Raw genomic sequence first — 15,143 nt, 5'->3', positions numbered from 1 at the left:
CGGGTCGGCACCTGTCGACCCGGACGCCAGCGGCCGTGGTTTCGGTCATCGGGCGGGCGCCAGCCTCACTTGGCGCCCATCTTCTGCTGAGCCTGTTCCAGCGCGACCTTCACGTCGCCGTCGCTGATGGTGGCGCCGGTCGCCGCCTTCGCGATGAGCGAGACGACCGCGCCGCCGACGTTGGCCTGGTACGCCTGCACACCGGACACCAGGGGCAGCGGCTTGGCGTAGTCGGCCAGGATCTGGGTGAACACGTCCAGCTTCTGCTTGTCGTCGGTGAACGCCGCGGGGGCGTCCTTGACGGCCGGCTGCGTGGTGTACGCCTTGTTGAGGATCTCCTGCTCCTGGCTGCTGGTCATGAACTTCACGAACTGCAGGGCCGCGTCCAGGTGCTTGGTCTTCTTGAAGATGGAAATGTTGGTACCGGCGACGAAACTGGACACCTTCTGCCCGCTGGCCGGCGCCGGTATCGGCGCGATCCCGTACTGGTCGGGTGTCATGCCGTTCTGCGCCAGGACGTTGATGCCGGAGGTCTGCGCCATGTACATGGCCGCCTGGCCGTGGGCGAACTCGCCTGCCGACTGGGAGGCGTCCGTGTACTGGGCATCGCTCGGGTTCACCACGTGGTACCGGCTGAGCAGGTCGACGTACTGCTTCACGCCGTCGATCACCCCCTGCGAGGTGAAGGTCGGCTTGCCGTCCTTGTCGAACGGCGACCCGCCGTGCTGCTGCCCGAAGATGAACGAGAAGTGCATGCTGGAGTTGACCGTGGCGCCCGGGATGACGATGCCGTAGCGCTTCTGTGCCGGGTCGGTCAACTTCTGTGCGTCCGATACCAGGTCTTCCCACGTGGCGGGCGGTTGCAGGCCGGCGTCGGCGAACAGCTTCTTGTTGTAGTACAGCGCGTAGACCTGGCTGTACAGCGGGATCGAGGTCGGCGGGTGGCCGGCGACCCCGGCCGTGGCCAGGGCACTGGCGACGAACCGGTCCTTGCCGCCGATCTTCTGAAAGGCCGCGTCGTCGAAGGCGTAGAACGCCCCGGTGGATTCGAACGTCGCGGCATTGGTGTTGCCGATGTTCAGCACGTCCGGGCCGCGCCCGCTGACCGCGGCGGCGAGCGTGTTGTTGGTCAGGTCGGTCCACGGCACGACCTCGAGCTTGACCTTGATCCCGGTCTGCTGGGTGAACTTGTCCAGCTCGGGGGTGAGGATCTTTTTATCGTTGTCCAGGCTTGCACCCTGGTTGCTGGCCCAGTAACTGAGCGTCGCGTCGGCGTCGCCGGAGCCGGCGTCGCCGTGAGAGCAGGCGGTCAGGGCGGCGGCCAGGAGCATCACCGGTACGCAGGCTGCGAACGTTCTGATCTTCATCGCGCAGCTCCTAGTCAGGTGGCGGGCGAGGGACGTCGCCCGGCCTCGGCGATAAGTGTTGCCATTGGAGCATCAGGCCTTGGTTGGTGTCAATCGAACAAGGATATGTTCGATAGGGCGCAACCGCCGACCGTTGTCGACGTATCCTGTCCGAACTCCATCAGACCTTGCTCGACCCGATCCAAGGAAGGAGTGACCCGCGCGTGGTGGTCGTTGCACAGCCTGCGGGCGCGTTGGTTGAGGTGAACCGGTGAGGGTCAACGGCTTCGAGGTGTTCGCCGTCGCCAACCCGACCCCGAGCATCGGGGGTCCGGTGTGGATGTTCGTACGGATCGACACCGATACGGGTACGTCCGGGTACGGTGAGATCTTCACGTCGTCGGTGTACTCGCGCCCGCTGACACTCGTCCGGGTCATCGAGGGCATGGTCGAGGACTTCGTTCTCGGCAGGCCCGTGGAAGAGATCGAGTCGCTGTACCAGCGCGTGTACAACAGCCACTACACGCACATCGCTGACCTCACCAAGCTCGCCGTACTGAGCGGCATAGAGGTCGCCCTGTGGGACGCGCTCGGCAAGTCGCTGGGCCGGCCGGTACACGCCCTGCTGGGCGGCCGCATACGGCGGTCCGTCCGCCTGTACAGCTACCTCTCCCCACCGCCCGACGGCCCGTCCGGTGCCGCGTTCTGGTCCGATCCCGAGGCGGTCGGCCGGCGGGCGGCCCAGCTGGTCGACGAGGGGTTCACCGGCCTCAAGCTCGACCCGTTCCCGCTGCTCACCGGCGGCGACTCGCTTGCCGGGCAGTTCGTGCCGGTACAGCCGACCGGCGAGCTGCTCGACCACACGGAGGCGCTGCTGGCGGCGATCCGGTCGGCCGTCGGCTCCCGGGCCGATCTCATGCTCGGCACGCACGGCCAGTTCACCACCTCGGGCGCCGTTCGAGTGGCCCGGCGCATCGAGCGGTTCGACCCGCTCTGGTTCGAGGAGCCGGTCCCGCCCGAACTGGCCGAGGAGATGGCGCTCGTGGCCCGCTCCACGACCGTGCCGATCGCCGCGGGAGAACGCCTGGCATCAAAGGCGGAGTTCGCCCGCCTCGTCCGGCACGACGCGGCGTCGATCTTCAACTTCGACGTCAGCCAGGTCGGCGGCCTTCTCGAAGCCAAGAAGATTTCGGCACTCGCAGAGGCGACGTTCCGCCAGGTCACCCCGCACGTGTTCGGCGGGCCCCTGGTCGCGGCCGCGTCCCTGCAACTTGCCCTGACGCTGCCCAACCTTCTGATCATGGAGGGCAACGGGCGGTACGACGGCGTGTACGCCGAACTCCTCGACGAACCGCTGCATTGGGAACGCGGGTACCTGTGGCCCACCGACCGTCCCGGCATGGGCCACGACCTCAACGAAGAACTGGCGCGCGAACTGGCGGTCACCGCCGACCACGAATTCCAGTACGCGCGCCCGGCAACCGAGCACTGATCGGGCTCGAGTCCATTGTGGAGCGTCGGCCGATCCGATCGTCGATGCGAGCGGACCACCGGGCGGCTCCGGCGTTGCGGCTCCGCCCGGTGAGTCAGCTCGTCCGCGTCAGTCCAGACGTCGTGCGGCCCAGAGGATCCCCCGGCGCAGCAGAGTCTGGAAGGTGCTGTCGCTCCAGGTGGAGTTGTCGTGCCCGGACTGGTAGCAGAACACGCGGCTGCTCCGGTAGTCGCGGGTCCAGGCGATCGACCGCAGGCTCTTGGGATGGTCGGTCGTGACGAGGACTTCGTTGTCCTCGTCGGGCTCGGCCATCGCGTAGGACTCGTCGACGATCCTGAAGTCGCCGACCCCTCGGGTGATCGGGTGTCGGTCACTCACTACCCGGCACCGCAGCTGTTGGCTGGGGAAGTACTTGAAGCTGCGGTCGGTCGTGCCCGACACCACGTTCCAGAACGGCCAGTTCTCGTAGCTCAGGATCGCGTGGTGCAGCAGCACGATGCCCTGCGGGGTGCTGCCGAGCTGGTCCTCCAGGTACCGCCGCCGGGGGTCACTCTCGGCCGGTGCGGGAAAGCTCATGTTGTAGTACACGACCACGTCGTAGAGGTCGCGGTTGGGGTCCTGTGCGAAGATGTCCCACGCCTGTGGATAGGCGTCGATGCCGTCCAACCGCCAGAGCAGCGCTTGGAAGTTCATGACATCGAACGGGTGCCATTCGGTGATGACCGCGGCTTTCACCCTGTCGGCCATGCCTGCAGCTTCCTCTCAGCCGAAGTGCGCGTCCCGCAGGTCCTGCATGTACTTCAGGGTGGTCTGCGTCTCGTAGGCGTAGTTGATCGGGTCGGAGCCGGTCGAGCTCAACCACGGGGCCGCCACCGACACGGTGCTGTGGTACCCGATGTCTTTCAGCACCGTGAACAGCTCGTCGTAGGCTTCGGTGCGGGGTTCGATGTTGGTCTGCGAGTGACCGTTGCCCTCGCCGGCCATCTGCACGTGCAGGCAGTAGCTCGGATCCTCGCGGATGATGTCAAACGGCTCGTTGAGCTTGATGAAGTAGTTCAGGTCGACCATCATCTTGATGGACTCGCGGTTGACCGACTTGGCGAAGGCCAGGCCCTCTCGATAGCTCGGGAAAAGGGTGTCCGGGTCGGCATTCGGCTCCAGTGCGATCTCGATGCCGTGCCGGTCGCCTTCGTCGGCGAGGATGTTGCAGAAGCTCGTCGCGTCATCGAATGCCTTGGCTCGCGAGTATCCCTCAGGGCACCGGAAGAAGCCGCCCCACACCCCGACGACCTTGACTCCGATTTCGCTCATCCTGCGGAAGGAGCGGGAGGCCCAGAACAGTTGCTGCTCCCGGTCGTAGGACGGCCCAGATGCGAAGGATCCGAACCCAAACTCGGGGTTGGTGCCGCTCACGTAGTGGCTTGCCACCGGCGTCGGGACGCCGCGTGCCCGGTACCGGTCGCGGTTGGCGGCCCAATCTGCCTCGCTGTGCATGGGAAGGATGTGGACGGAGTTGGGAATCTCGTAGAAGTCCCAACCCTCCGCGATTTCCTCGATGGGGACCACGTCGGTGACAAGGCCGAGCTTGATCTGGTTCGTCATGGCGTCCTGTCCTCTTGTTCCGGTCGGATGCGACCGATCGATGTGGTGGAGGCAGGCGCGGGCCGGGCACGGCCGCGCTGCCATCCGTCGCGGTACGCGCGACGGCAGAATGGGTGTGGCCGACTGACTGACGGGGGAGATGTCTCGTTCCGCAGCCGGGTGTGCGCACAGCGGCTCAGGTGTTGCGGCGTCGAAAGAGCCGACGAGTCAACGGCAGGGGAAGCGGACTGCCGGTCGGCGCGGCGATCCTCACCCCACCCACGACCTCTTCGACATGCCTTGTGCGACAAGCACATAACCACACTCGCCGACCTGTCAGCAAGAGGGGGGGTGCGCCGTCGAAAGCGAGAACACTCCACTGTGGACAGTCTCGATCGGTCGGGAACACCAGCGACTCGCCGGGCGGCTGCCCCGTGCGGCGTTGAGTCACGGGCGACGTGTGGGCGAGGCGATTGGTGCGCCAACAATCCCCCAGTTCCCCTCTTGCTGACAGGTCAGTAAGTATGGTTACCTCCTTGTCAACATCGTCACGCGCCCGTCAACAGGAGGTACCGAATCGGTCGTACTGAGACTTATCTATAGCTTCGATCTGCACTTTGACGAAGCGCCGGACCGTTGCGCCTGGCCGTACACAACCGGCCCGCGCAAGGGGGATAAGGCTCCGCCGACGGCGCGCGATACCGGCCAAGGTTGCCGGAGAGTTAGACGCGCGGACCATCCGTCAGTACGACTGTCCGGATCCCTTGACCCGCTGCCCGGATGCCGGCGATCCCTGGATCGCCTGCCACCACGGGCCGCGCACATAGTGACTGTGGCGCAATCCGTAGCGCACCAGGAGATGGTGCTACGGGGGTGACGTCCGCCGTGGGAAGCCGGCGGACGTCCTCGGCCAGCAGTCGCTGATTCTCGGTCGACTAGCTCATTCGGCGGAGAGGAACAAAGAAAGTGAAGCGACGTGCCGTCCTACGGACGATGGTCGCGGCCGGCGCCGCGACCGCGGTGGGCCTGGGAATGTCGGCCTGCGGAAGCGCATCACAACAGGGGTCGGCGGACCACGCCAATCTCATCATGACGATCTGGGGAAGCAGCAACGACACCAAGACCTACCAGCAGCGTGCGGATGCGTACACCGCCCAGCATCCGGGGGTCAAAGTCACCGTCAAGAACATCCCGGTCGACAACTATGATCAACAGGTGGACACGATGATCGCCGGCAACAGCTCGCCGGACATCATCGAGGTCAACGGCACCGACGGACCGTCACTCGCGTCGCGGGGAGTGGTCCTGGACCTCGGGCCCAAAATCCAGTCCGCCGGCCTGAAGCTCGAGGACACCGTGGACGCGGCCCGCGTCAAGGGATACAACCTGAAGGGCAAGCAGTTCGCCCTGCCGGACCGTGGCGGAAACCTGGTCTTCTACTACAACAAGACGATGTTCGACAAGGCGGGTGTCGCGCTGCCGAAGGCCGGCTGGACCTGGGACGAGTTCACCGCCGCGGCTCAGAAGCTCACGATCGTCCAGGGCGGCAAGACCGTGCAGTACGGCGTCGCGATCGACAACTGGCCGCAGGCCGTCGAGTCGGTCGCCCGGTCGTTCGGCGGCACCCTGCTCAACGACGCGCTGGACAAGCCGGCGATCGACTCGTCGCAGTTCCGCGGCGGGATGCAGGCATACTACGACCTCGCAGCGAAGCTGAAGGTTTCCCCCACTATGAAGGACTACGCGAACTTCGGTCAGAACGTCAACCGTGACGCGCTGTTCGCCCAGGGCAAGACCGCGATGATCTGGGCGGGCCTGTGGGACGTCCCCGACTTCGTCAAACAGGGGCTCAGCTTCGGGATCGCACCCCCTCCGACGGTCGATCCGGCCAATCCCACGATGATGGCCTTCGGCACCGGCCTCGCCGTCGGTTCCCGTTCCAAGAACCAGCAAGCCGCTTGGGAAGTCGTCAAGTACATGTTCTCCGCCGATGGGCAAAAGCCCATCGTCACCAACCAGGAGGACGTCCCGAGTGCCACGGCCCTGATCCCGGAGTGGGAGAAGAGCTTGCCGCCGGGCGTGAGCTACGCGGAGGTCGCCCAGGCATCCAACCAGGTGTTCTCACCCCAGACGCCGCCGCAGGGCGCTGAGATCGAGAAGCAGGTCGAACAGGACCTGTATCCGTTCTTCACCGGATCGGCCTCGATCGACCAGGCGACCTCGACGGCCGCGGGACACATCAAAGGCATCCTGGCGGGCAGCTGACCCGTGGGAATCGGACCCTGGCCGGAAAGTGAGGGTGGTCAGCGATGAAGGGCCCGATGTCGGGCAGGAAGCGTGAGGCGATCGCCTTCTACCTGTTCATGCTCCCGTGGATAGTCGGCATCCTCGTCCTGTACGCAGTCCCCCTGGTGGCGAGTCTCGTGCTGAGCTTCACCAACTGGGACCTCTTCCAGACACCGCAGTGGGTCGGGTTGAGGAACTACACGGGCCTGCTTGCCGGCGAGGGGACCAGCTTCTGGCTCGCCCTGCGAAACACCGCGTATTACGCGGCCATCCTGGTGCCGGTCAACCTCGCGATGAGCGTGGCGTTCGCCCTGTTGCTCAACCAACCCATCATCCTGCGCCGGTGGTTCCGGACCGCCTTCTACCTACCGAGCACGATCCCGGTGGTGGCGGTCGTGATGCTGTGGAGTTGGTTGCTGGCGCCGTCCGGCGTCATCAACTCGATCCTGGGACTGGTCGGGATCGACGGGCCCGCCTGGCTCGTCGATCCCGCCTGGGTCAAGAACGGTCTGATCGTGATGGGCGTCTGGCAGCTGGGCGGCGGCGTGGTGCTGTTTCTCGCCGCGCTGCAAGGCATTCCGCGTCATCTGTACGAGGCGACGATGCTCGACGGCGCCGGGGCCTGGCGGCAGTTCCGGTCGATCACGGTCCCGATGCTCTCGCCCATCATCCTGTTCAACCTTGTCAACGGAATCATCGGCGCCCTACAGGTCTTCACCCAGGTCTACGTGGTCACCCAGGGCCACAACGCCGGAGCGCTGATGATGGTTCCGTTCCTCTACGAGAACGCGTTCGAGTTCAACAAGATGGGCTACGCCTCGGCAATCGCGGTGATCTTCTTTGTGATGATCATGTTGCTGACCCTGATCGTTCTCAAGTGGTCCCGGCGCTGGGTCTACTACGAGGGTGAGGTGAACTGATGACCAGCTCTTCTCAGGCGCCGGCCCCGGCGCGATCCGCGGTTCGTCCCGGCCTGCGCGGCCGGCCGGCGTCCACCTCGACGACCACGCGGCGCCGCCCACGACTGAGGTCACGGATTCCGGTGTACGTCATCCTGTTGTTCGGCACCGTGCTGATGGTCCTGCCCCTGCTCTGGATGATCAGCACGTCGCTGGCGAGCACGAAGTATGTCACCACGTTCCCGCCGAGGATCATTCCGAACACCTTCCAGGTGGCCAACTACGGGCGGATATTTTCCGATACCGACCTGGGCAAGTACCTTCTCAACTCCGTCGTCATCGTCATTCCGTCGATGGTCGGCCAGGTGGTGGCATCGTCGTTCGCCGGGTACGCGCTGGCCCGGCTTCGCGCGCCTGGCCGGCGGGTGTGGTTCGTCATCACCCTCTGCACGCTGATGATCCCGTACGAGGCAACGATCGTCCCGACCTTCGTCATGTTCCGGTACCTCGGCTGGATCAACACCTTCTGGCCGCTGATCGTCCCCCAGCTGTTCGGCAGCGGGTACAGCATCTTCCTGATGCGCCAGTTCATCATGCAGATCCCCACCGAGTACGACGAAGCGGCGCGGCTGGACGGCCTGAGCTACTTCGGCATCTGGCGGCGCATCATCGTGCCGCTGTCCGTACCGGCGATGGCCACGGTGGCCATCTTCACCTTCACCTTCCAGTGGGGCAACTTCCTCGGTCCGCTCATCTACATCAACGACTCCGACAAGTACCCGCTCGCCCTGGGCCTGTACGCGATGACGCAGACCAGCAACGTCGGCCAAACCCCCGACTGGAATCTGATCATGGCAGGCGGGATGCTGCTGACGGTACCCATGGTGATGGTGTACTTCTTCGGACAACGGTTCCTGTACGAGGGCGCCAACACCCTCGGCCAGATCCGGGTGTGAAACCCGTTATTTCTTCCCGGGCACGGATGCGCTTCCGCTTGGGCGGTCGGACTCCTGTGCCACGGCCGCCACCGTGGCGCGGCGGCGGCGATCGACCGTCGCCGCGACGATGGCATCGATGGCGAACGCGGACGCCTGCGCGAGGTCGACCTCGTCCGGAGCCAGCAACCACTGGACCTGCAACCCGTCCATCACGGCCAGCACGGCGGCGGCCGCGGCCTCGACACTGTCCGGATCGGGATCGCCGTCGGAGCCCCACTCATCACGCAGCGCCTCACGGACGCTTGCCCGCAGCCCCTCGTACCGCTGGCGGAACCACTCCTTGGCCGGGTGCTCGTCGGTGACGGATTCGGCCGACAGCACGGCATACGCCTGCACCAGCCCCGGTTGCCCGGCGTTGAGCTGTGCGGTCTGCCGCAGGTGCGCGAACAGCGCGGCCCCACGCGGCAGGTTGGCGTCCTCCAGGTCGCGGCTGCTGGCCAGGTCACGGTGTTTGAGCACAGCGAGCAGCAACTGGTCCTTCGACCCGAAATGGTGCAGGACGCCGGCGTGCGTCATGCCCACCTGGTCGGCTATCTCGACCAGGGACCCGTTGGTGTAACCGCGGTTGCCGAAGGTCGTCAGTGCCGCGTCGAGGATGTCCTCGCGGGTCTTGGCGGTCTGCTTCCGCGGATTGCGCACACGCTCGCCCCGTGGGGGAACCTTGACCGTGGACGGCTTCGCCGGTGAGCTCATCCGCGAAGCGTAGACGGTCGACGGCGGCCGTTCGAGCGCGACGCCGGACGGCGACCCGGGCGTCCGGCGGAAACTCAACGGTCGGGGGTGAAGGTCACCGGCAGCGAGGAGAGGCCGCGGAGTATTCCCGGCCTGCGCGGCAGATCCTCCGGAGCCCCGGCGAGAGCCAGGTCGGGGAAGCGGCGCAGCAGCGTCTCCAGCGCGGTCGTGACCTCCAGGCGGGCCAGGGCCGCGCCAAGGCAGTAGTGGATGCCGTGTCCGAAGCCGACATGAGCGTTCTGGGAACGGGTCAGGTCGAGCACCTCCGGTCGGCCGTAGCGGGCCGGATCCCGATTGGCGGCGCCGATCGCGACGACCACCATCTCTCCCTTGGGAATCACGGTTCCCGCGATCGCCACATCCTCGGTGGTGAAGCGTGCGACTCCCCGGACCACCGGGCCGTCGTACCGCAGAAGTTCGTCGACGGCGGCGGGCAGCCCCACGGGGTCCGCGCGCAGTGCGGTGAGCTCGTCCGGGTGGGTGAGCAGCGCGACGATCGCGTTGGCCAGGAAGCAGAGCGTGGTCTCGTGGCCCGACAGGAAGAGCATGAGTGCCATGCCGACCAGTTCGTCGTCGGTGAGCACGTCCCCCTCATTGGCCGCGCACAGGACGCTGAGCAGATCGTCGCCCGGATCCATCCGTTTCTGCTGGATGATCTCGGAGAAGTAGGCGGTCATCTCGGCGCGCTTGGCGTCGGCTCTGGCCAGCGTGGCCTGGTCGGCGGGCGGCATGGCCAGCCCCAGCGACCAGTACCGGAATTTGGGCAAGTCGGAGAAGGGCACGCCGAGCAGTTCGCACACGACGGCGATGGGCAGCGGGAAGGCCAGGCTCTCGACCAGATCGGCCTTCCCCTCGGCGGCGACGGCGTCGAGCAGTTCGTCGACGATCTCCTGCACTCTGGGGCGCAGGGCATCGACCCGCCGCGCGGTGAACGCCTTCGCCACGACCGTACGCAGGCGCGTGTGGTCGGGTGGGTCGGTCGCGAGCAGGCTCTCCATGAGTACGTTGCGGCGCTGGGCCACGGGTACGCTCTCGGTGACTTTCACGGCGACCTCAAGGCCGGCGCTGAGACCCGGTTCGCCCAGCGCCTGGACCACCGCGTCGTATCCGGTGACGATCCACACCGGCACCTCGCCCCGCAGCCGTGCGCGGTGCACGGGCGCCTGGCCGCGGATCTCGTCGAGCAGCGCGTACGGGTCCGGGGACTGGGAGAAGTCCTGGGGAATGTCGTAGACCGCCTCTGTCACAGCGAGACCTTCCTTATCCATTCGGTGAGCCGGTGGCCGTTGCGAGTCCGGAACCGCGCTTGCGGTTCGGGGCCGGACAGGTCCAGATGCAGCGTGCGTTCCTCGGTCCACCCCTCGAACCGGAACTCGCCCAGTCCGGTGTGGACCAGTCCGAAACTGGGCTGGTCGTCCAAAGACAGCACCGGGATGCCGTCGACGATGTCGACCGCCCCGGCGCGATCGGGTCCCGGTTCGTACTCGTCCTCGTCTTCGCCCCACTGCGGGAACTGCGCCGGAACCGGCAGCGTGCACCGCAGGCCGGCCAGGTCGTCGCCGTGCAGCGGGACCGGCTCCCTGGCGAACAGAACGTCCACTAACGACAGTTCCTGCCGGTAAGACGCCGGGAAGAGTTCGAGCAGACCCCGAGTGACCATGACGTCGATGACGAGGTGGACGCGCGCCTCGTCGCCGGTGTTGCGGACGTAGTGGGGGCGGTTGAAGTCGCCGAACCACAGGCGTCCGGCGTCCCAGTGCCGGCTCTGCCCGTCGATGACCACGTCGGCGCCGGGGTTGGTGATGACGGGTACGTGCAGCCGCGCCACACCCCACGGGAAGCCGCACTTGCCGTCGCGGTGCTCCTGGATCTGGGCACCCGGCCCCAGCGCCATCAGCCGTACGCTGCGCAGCGGCGCCGGGATGCCGTCCAGGACTTCGGCGAAGTAGGGGGCTCGGTCCAGGTACGGCGTGTCGGCGTGGCCCACCAGGCCCGCACCGCCCGGGTCGGTTCGGTTCGGGTCGCCGCCAGGGGCGCGCAACGGAAGGATCCGCCAGTCGATCCCGGTCTCGCGGAACACCCCGTCCGACCCGTACGCCCGCTGCGCCTGCCATCGCAGGTCGCGCAACGCCTGTGCCTCGGCCACCATGCGGTCCACGTCATAGGTGGGCAGCAGCGGCACCGCGCCCGGCAGCGCGTTCACGTGTCCCCCCGCGGCTTGCGCACCACCACAGCACCGGGATCGTCCGGGTCGTGACTAGCCATCGCCAGGCCGTTGCCCTGCGCCGGAACCAGGCCGACGGCCGCGAGATCCGTGAGTACCGGTTCGGGCCTGTGCATGTTGTGCAGGCGCGTGACCACTTCCGTGGCGATCAGCTCGTCGCCCTGGTAGGTCCGGTAGGTCATCCGTAGCCGTGACAGGTCGGGCCCGAGCCGCTGGGCCTGTGCCGAATAGACGTACCGGCACTGTCCGAGCCGGATCTCGTCCAGCTCCCGCTCGGCCAGTTCCGGAGCCGGCATGGTCAGCACCATGTCCATCGCCGCGATCCCTCCCGGTGCCAGGTGGTCGGCGATCGCACGGAACAGCGACGGCCGGTCAGCCTCGGGTACGTGCTCCAGTACACCGGCCAGATAGATGTAGTCGAACATCCTGCCCAGCTTGAACACGGGCGCCGAACCGGGAAGGACCGTCACCTTGTCCCACAGCTTCGGCCGTTCGGCCAGCTTGGCCAGCAGCACCGCCCGCATCGTCGCGGAGCGTTCGAGGCACCAGACCTCCGCAACGCGTTCGGCGACGGCCAGCGTGATTCTGCCCGTACCCGGACCGAGTTCGAGCGCCGTCGCACCCTGGGGGGCCAGATCGGCGAAGAAGGCGACGGAGGGCAGTGCCTTGTCGCCCTCCTTGGCGCGGAACAGGTCGTAGAAGCCGGGGATCGAAACATAGGGATCGGTCGCCGTGTCAACAGACATAGTCACTCCGTCAGATCGCCTCGGTTCCGGACAGAGGTGGTGCAGGTGCCCGCCCCTTCGCCCGACTGGTCTGGGTCGTGGCGCGGCGTCAGACGCGCCGAGCCAGACTGGTCGACAGAGCAAGGCGGGCACCTGCCTCAGCGGTCAATCATCAGTGCCAGTACTTCATGGTGGCCTCCCTCCTGCTCGCGGCCGGGCGCACGCGAACTCACCCCGGCGTGACCTCGAACGAGTCGAGCCCGCGCAGCGTGAGCGTGCGCCGGTAGGTGGGGGCGGAAGCCGCCCGGAGCGCGGGAAGCCGTTCGGCCAACACCGACAGCGCGATCCTGGCCTGTACCACCGCGAACGGAGCCCCGAGGCAGGAGTGCGCACCCCGGCCGAAGCCCAGATGGGGATTCGGGCGGCGGTCGAGCAACAGCACGTCGGGGTCGGGAAATCGTGCGGGATCGCGGTTGGCCGCGCCGAGCAGCAGAGTCACCGACTCGCCCGGCCGTACGACCTCATCGCCGAGCGTGGTCTGCTCGACGCAGACGCGCCCCATCGCCTGTACCGGCGAGGTGAACCGGAGCAACTCCTCCACCGCCGGCGCGGGTTCGGCTCTCAGGAATCCGGCGAGGCCGGACGCGCTGTCGAGCAGTGCGGCGATCGCGAGCCCGAGCAACTTCCCGGCCGAGGCGTACCCGGCGTGCAGGAGGACGCGAAGCGAGTTGGCGACGACCTGTCGCGGGACTTGTCCGTCCGCTCCCGCCTCGGCCATCAGCGCCACGATGCCCGCCTCTGGCGGATCGGACAGCCATCCGTCGGCCAGCGCGGCCAGTTCGGCCCGTGCCGCCATCGCGGGTTCGTGCCGCTCCGGCCACACCCCGGAGTCCATGCCGTCGACGATCGCGGTGGCCAGCGCCCGGAACCACGACACGTCCGGGCGCGGCACGCCCAGGTACCGTGTGATGGTCGTCAGCGCCAGCGGTTCGGCGAAGTCGGCCACGAGATCGAAGGAGGCGCGCCCGGCCAGCCCGTCGAGCAGCTTGCCGGTCTCCTCCCGGACGATCCGCTCGGTGCCGGCGCCCTCACCTGTCCTCAGCGCCTCGATGAGGACGCGCCTGATCGCCGTGTGTTCGGGCGGGTCGAGGGTCTGCACGCTGATGGCCTGGGGTGGCATCTCGACACCGATCCGTCGCGGGTCGGCCGCGAACCGGGCACTGTCGCGCAGGACCGTCACGCAGTCCTCGAACCTTGTGACCAACCAGGACTCCAGCGGAGCGTGCCACAGCACCGGCGTCTCGGCGCGAAGTCGCGCATACCAGGGGTAGGGGTTGCGCAGGGTCTCCGGCTCGGCGAGCGTAAGGATCGGGTCGACCACTGTCATTGCTCACAACCCCCAGTCAGTTCTTGCGGAAGTAGCCGGCTGCCAGGTTCCCGGACCCTACGAGTACGGACATCTTCTCCGGCTTGTCGGCGAAGAATTCGGTACATGCCTTCTTCGCTCCGGGGAAGTGCGGGAAGGCGCGTGGGCTCTTTTCGGGGTCGCAGTAGTCATCCACAATCACCACCGCGCCCGGCGAAAGCCGTCCGTAGACCGCTTCGAGGCTTGTCCATACCGAGTCGTAGAGGTCACCGTCGATATAGGCGAAGCACAGTCTCTCCGGAAGCCCGACCGCAAGGGTCTCCTCGAACCATCCGGCGTGGATGATCGGCTCCGCCACCTGCCATCGGGCGAAGGTCTCGCGCACCGCGTCGAGACCGGTCGCGAGTTGCCCCTCCACCGTGTAGTCGGTGTCATTCGGGCCGGGCGCGGGCAGGCCCGCGAAGGAATCGAACACGTGCAACTCGCGGCCGGGGGCGAAGTGGTCGATGATCATCCTGAGCAGGACGCTGGTTCGCCCCTGGTAGCAGCCGATTTCTACGACTCCGCCGTCCACGCCGGCCGCGAGTACGCTCGACAGACCCCAGTAGATGTTGACGAGGTTGTCCACCCCGCCCATCCTGTTCTCCGCGGCGAGCTCCAGAATCATGTGATTGTCCACCCAACCCCCAATGCGTCACCGGATCGATCTGACCCGACCCAGACGCGGACCACCGCGGCGATTCGCGTCGGTCGGGAGTCATCCACGGGACCAGGACCCGCACGGCGACTGGCCGTCGCCCACCGGTTCGCCGGTCAGCGAGCACCCGGTCCTTTCACAGGTTCACGCTCGGGTTCGGGTTTCCAGGGCCACCGCGACCCGACACCGGTCGCGGACCGACGGGTTCGGGTCGGGATACCCGATACCGCCGCAACGGCGACCGAACAATGCCGCCAACGGATCCGCCGAGCCCGACGAGTGGATTCCTGCGGACGAGCGACACCTGACCGCTGCATAGCCACTCTCCGTGAGAGTTAACCTACGGTTCGTGGTCAGAACCCTACGGGTATCGCGAGCGACCGCACCAGGTCAACCGCAAGATCGTTACAAAGCATCGCTGAACGTAACTATCACCTGCTCGCGCCAAGGAGGTGCGGCGCCGTCCCGCACCATCGTGTAGAGCGGCATCGATGGCGGCGCATGGCTTTGGAGGTATCTGGCCGCGCACCGCTACGGACCGTGCCGCCGACGCTTGCCCTGACGCTGGCGGCAAGGTTTAGCGTGGCTGCGCCGGCGAACCTTGGTCAGACGCGGTCAAGCCAAGGGAGCGTCAGACGCGGTCAAAGCCCAGGGGGGTTAACAACTGTTGGTGTGTCTGTGGTCTTTAGCGACAGGTAGCGTCATATATTTGTCAACGTGAGTTTGAAGGAGTGGGCAGCGGCGACCGGCGTCTCGTACGTGACCGCGCGGCGGCAGTGCGCTGCCGGGGCGTTGCC

Annotated in this window: 13 protein-coding genes; 4 read left to right on the top strand and 9 right to left on the bottom strand. The window is 66.7% G+C overall.

Going from position 1 to position 15,143, the window contains the following annotated elements:
- Positions 1-65: 65 nt before the first annotated feature.
- Positions 66-1,367, bottom strand: coding sequence for an ABC transporter substrate-binding protein (locus tag Raf01_RS23560; RefSeq protein ID WP_203920156.1), 1,302 nt, complete (start codon positions 1,365-1,367; stop codon positions 66-68).
- A gap of 250 nt (positions 1,368-1,617) precedes the next feature.
- On the opposite strand from Raf01_RS23560, the gene Raf01_RS23555 reads away from it, so the two are divergent.
- Positions 1,618-2,838: a mandelate racemase/muconate lactonizing enzyme family protein gene (locus tag Raf01_RS23555; protein ID WP_203920155.1), complete on the top strand. Its 1,221-nt coding sequence runs from the start codon at positions 1,618-1,620 to the stop codon at positions 2,836-2,838.
- Positions 2,839-2,946: 108 nt separating this feature from the next.
- Here Raf01_RS23555 and Raf01_RS23550 read toward each other — a convergent pair whose 3' ends face one another.
- Positions 2,947-3,585 carry a ThuA domain-containing protein gene (locus tag Raf01_RS23550; protein ID WP_203920154.1) on the bottom strand — a complete coding sequence of 213 codons (639 nt, stop codon included), beginning with the start codon at positions 3,583-3,585 and terminating at the stop codon, positions 2,947-2,949.
- 15 nt (positions 3,586-3,600) lie between these two features.
- Positions 3,601-4,440, bottom strand: a complete 840-nt coding sequence (locus tag Raf01_RS23545) for a sugar phosphate isomerase/epimerase family protein (RefSeq protein ID WP_203920153.1) — start codon at positions 4,438-4,440, stop codon at positions 3,601-3,603.
- A gap of 1,068 nt (positions 4,441-5,508) precedes the next feature.
- Here Raf01_RS23545 and Raf01_RS23540 point away from each other — a divergent pair.
- The 3 genes from Raf01_RS23540 to Raf01_RS23530 are packed head-to-tail and all read left to right on the top strand — an operon-like array spanning position 5,509 to position 8,560.
- On the top strand, positions 5,509-6,684 hold the full coding sequence (locus Raf01_RS23540; protein WP_203920152.1) for an ABC transporter substrate-binding protein: 1,176 nt from the start codon (positions 5,509-5,511) through the stop codon (positions 6,682-6,684).
- Positions 6,685-6,728: 44 nt separating this feature from the next.
- A complete protein-coding gene (locus Raf01_RS23535) occupies positions 6,729-7,625 on the top strand; it encodes a carbohydrate ABC transporter permease (protein WP_203920151.1) in 897 nt (298 codons plus the stop codon).
- The gene (locus tag Raf01_RS23530) at positions 7,625-8,560 is read left to right on the top strand and encodes a carbohydrate ABC transporter permease (RefSeq protein WP_203920150.1); all 936 of its coding nucleotides are present in this window, start codon (positions 7,625-7,627) and stop codon (positions 8,558-8,560) included. The genes Raf01_RS23535 and Raf01_RS23530 overlap by 1 nt, the downstream gene beginning before the upstream one ends.
- A 6-nt stretch (positions 8,561-8,566) precedes the next feature.
- On the opposite strand, the gene Raf01_RS23525 is transcribed toward Raf01_RS23530, so the two are convergent.
- The 6 genes from Raf01_RS23525 to Raf01_RS23500 form a co-directional block, all read right to left on the bottom strand.
- On the bottom strand, positions 8,567-9,295 hold the full coding sequence (locus Raf01_RS23525; RefSeq protein WP_203920149.1) for a TetR/AcrR family transcriptional regulator: 729 nt from the start codon (positions 9,293-9,295) through the stop codon (positions 8,567-8,569).
- Between the two features lie 74 nt (positions 9,296-9,369).
- Complete coding sequence (locus tag Raf01_RS23520) at positions 9,370-10,581, bottom strand: cytochrome P450 family protein (RefSeq protein WP_203920148.1); 1,212 nt, start codon at positions 10,579-10,581, stop codon at positions 9,370-9,372.
- Positions 10,578-11,537, bottom strand: a complete 960-nt coding sequence (locus tag Raf01_RS23515) for an aspartyl/asparaginyl beta-hydroxylase domain-containing protein (RefSeq protein ID WP_203920147.1) — start codon at positions 11,535-11,537, stop codon at positions 10,578-10,580. The genes Raf01_RS23520 and Raf01_RS23515 overlap by 4 nt, the downstream gene beginning before the upstream one ends.
- Positions 11,534-12,304, bottom strand: a complete 771-nt coding sequence (locus tag Raf01_RS23510; RefSeq protein ID WP_203920146.1) for a class I SAM-dependent methyltransferase — start codon at positions 12,302-12,304, stop codon at positions 11,534-11,536. The genes Raf01_RS23515 and Raf01_RS23510 overlap by 4 nt, the downstream gene beginning before the upstream one ends.
- 208 nt (positions 12,305-12,512) lie before the next feature.
- Positions 12,513-13,670 (bottom strand): cytochrome P450, encoded by a 1,158-nt coding sequence (locus Raf01_RS23505; RefSeq protein WP_203920145.1) that lies wholly within the window; start codon positions 13,668-13,670, stop codon positions 12,513-12,515.
- A gap of 16 nt (positions 13,671-13,686) precedes the next feature.
- A complete protein-coding gene (locus Raf01_RS23500; RefSeq protein ID WP_203920144.1) occupies positions 13,687-14,316 on the bottom strand; it encodes a TylF/MycF/NovP-related O-methyltransferase in 630 nt (209 codons plus the stop codon).
- Positions 14,317-15,143 lie beyond the last annotated feature (827 nt).

Origin of the sequence: Rugosimonospora africana (assembly GCF_016862975.1) — a bacterium.
Taxonomy (GTDB): Bacteria; Actinomycetota; Actinomycetes; order Mycobacteriales; family Micromonosporaceae; genus Rugosimonospora; species Rugosimonospora africana.
The sequence above is the reverse complement of the archived record's forward strand: the minus strand, read 5'-3'. Positions and strand labels throughout refer to the sequence as shown.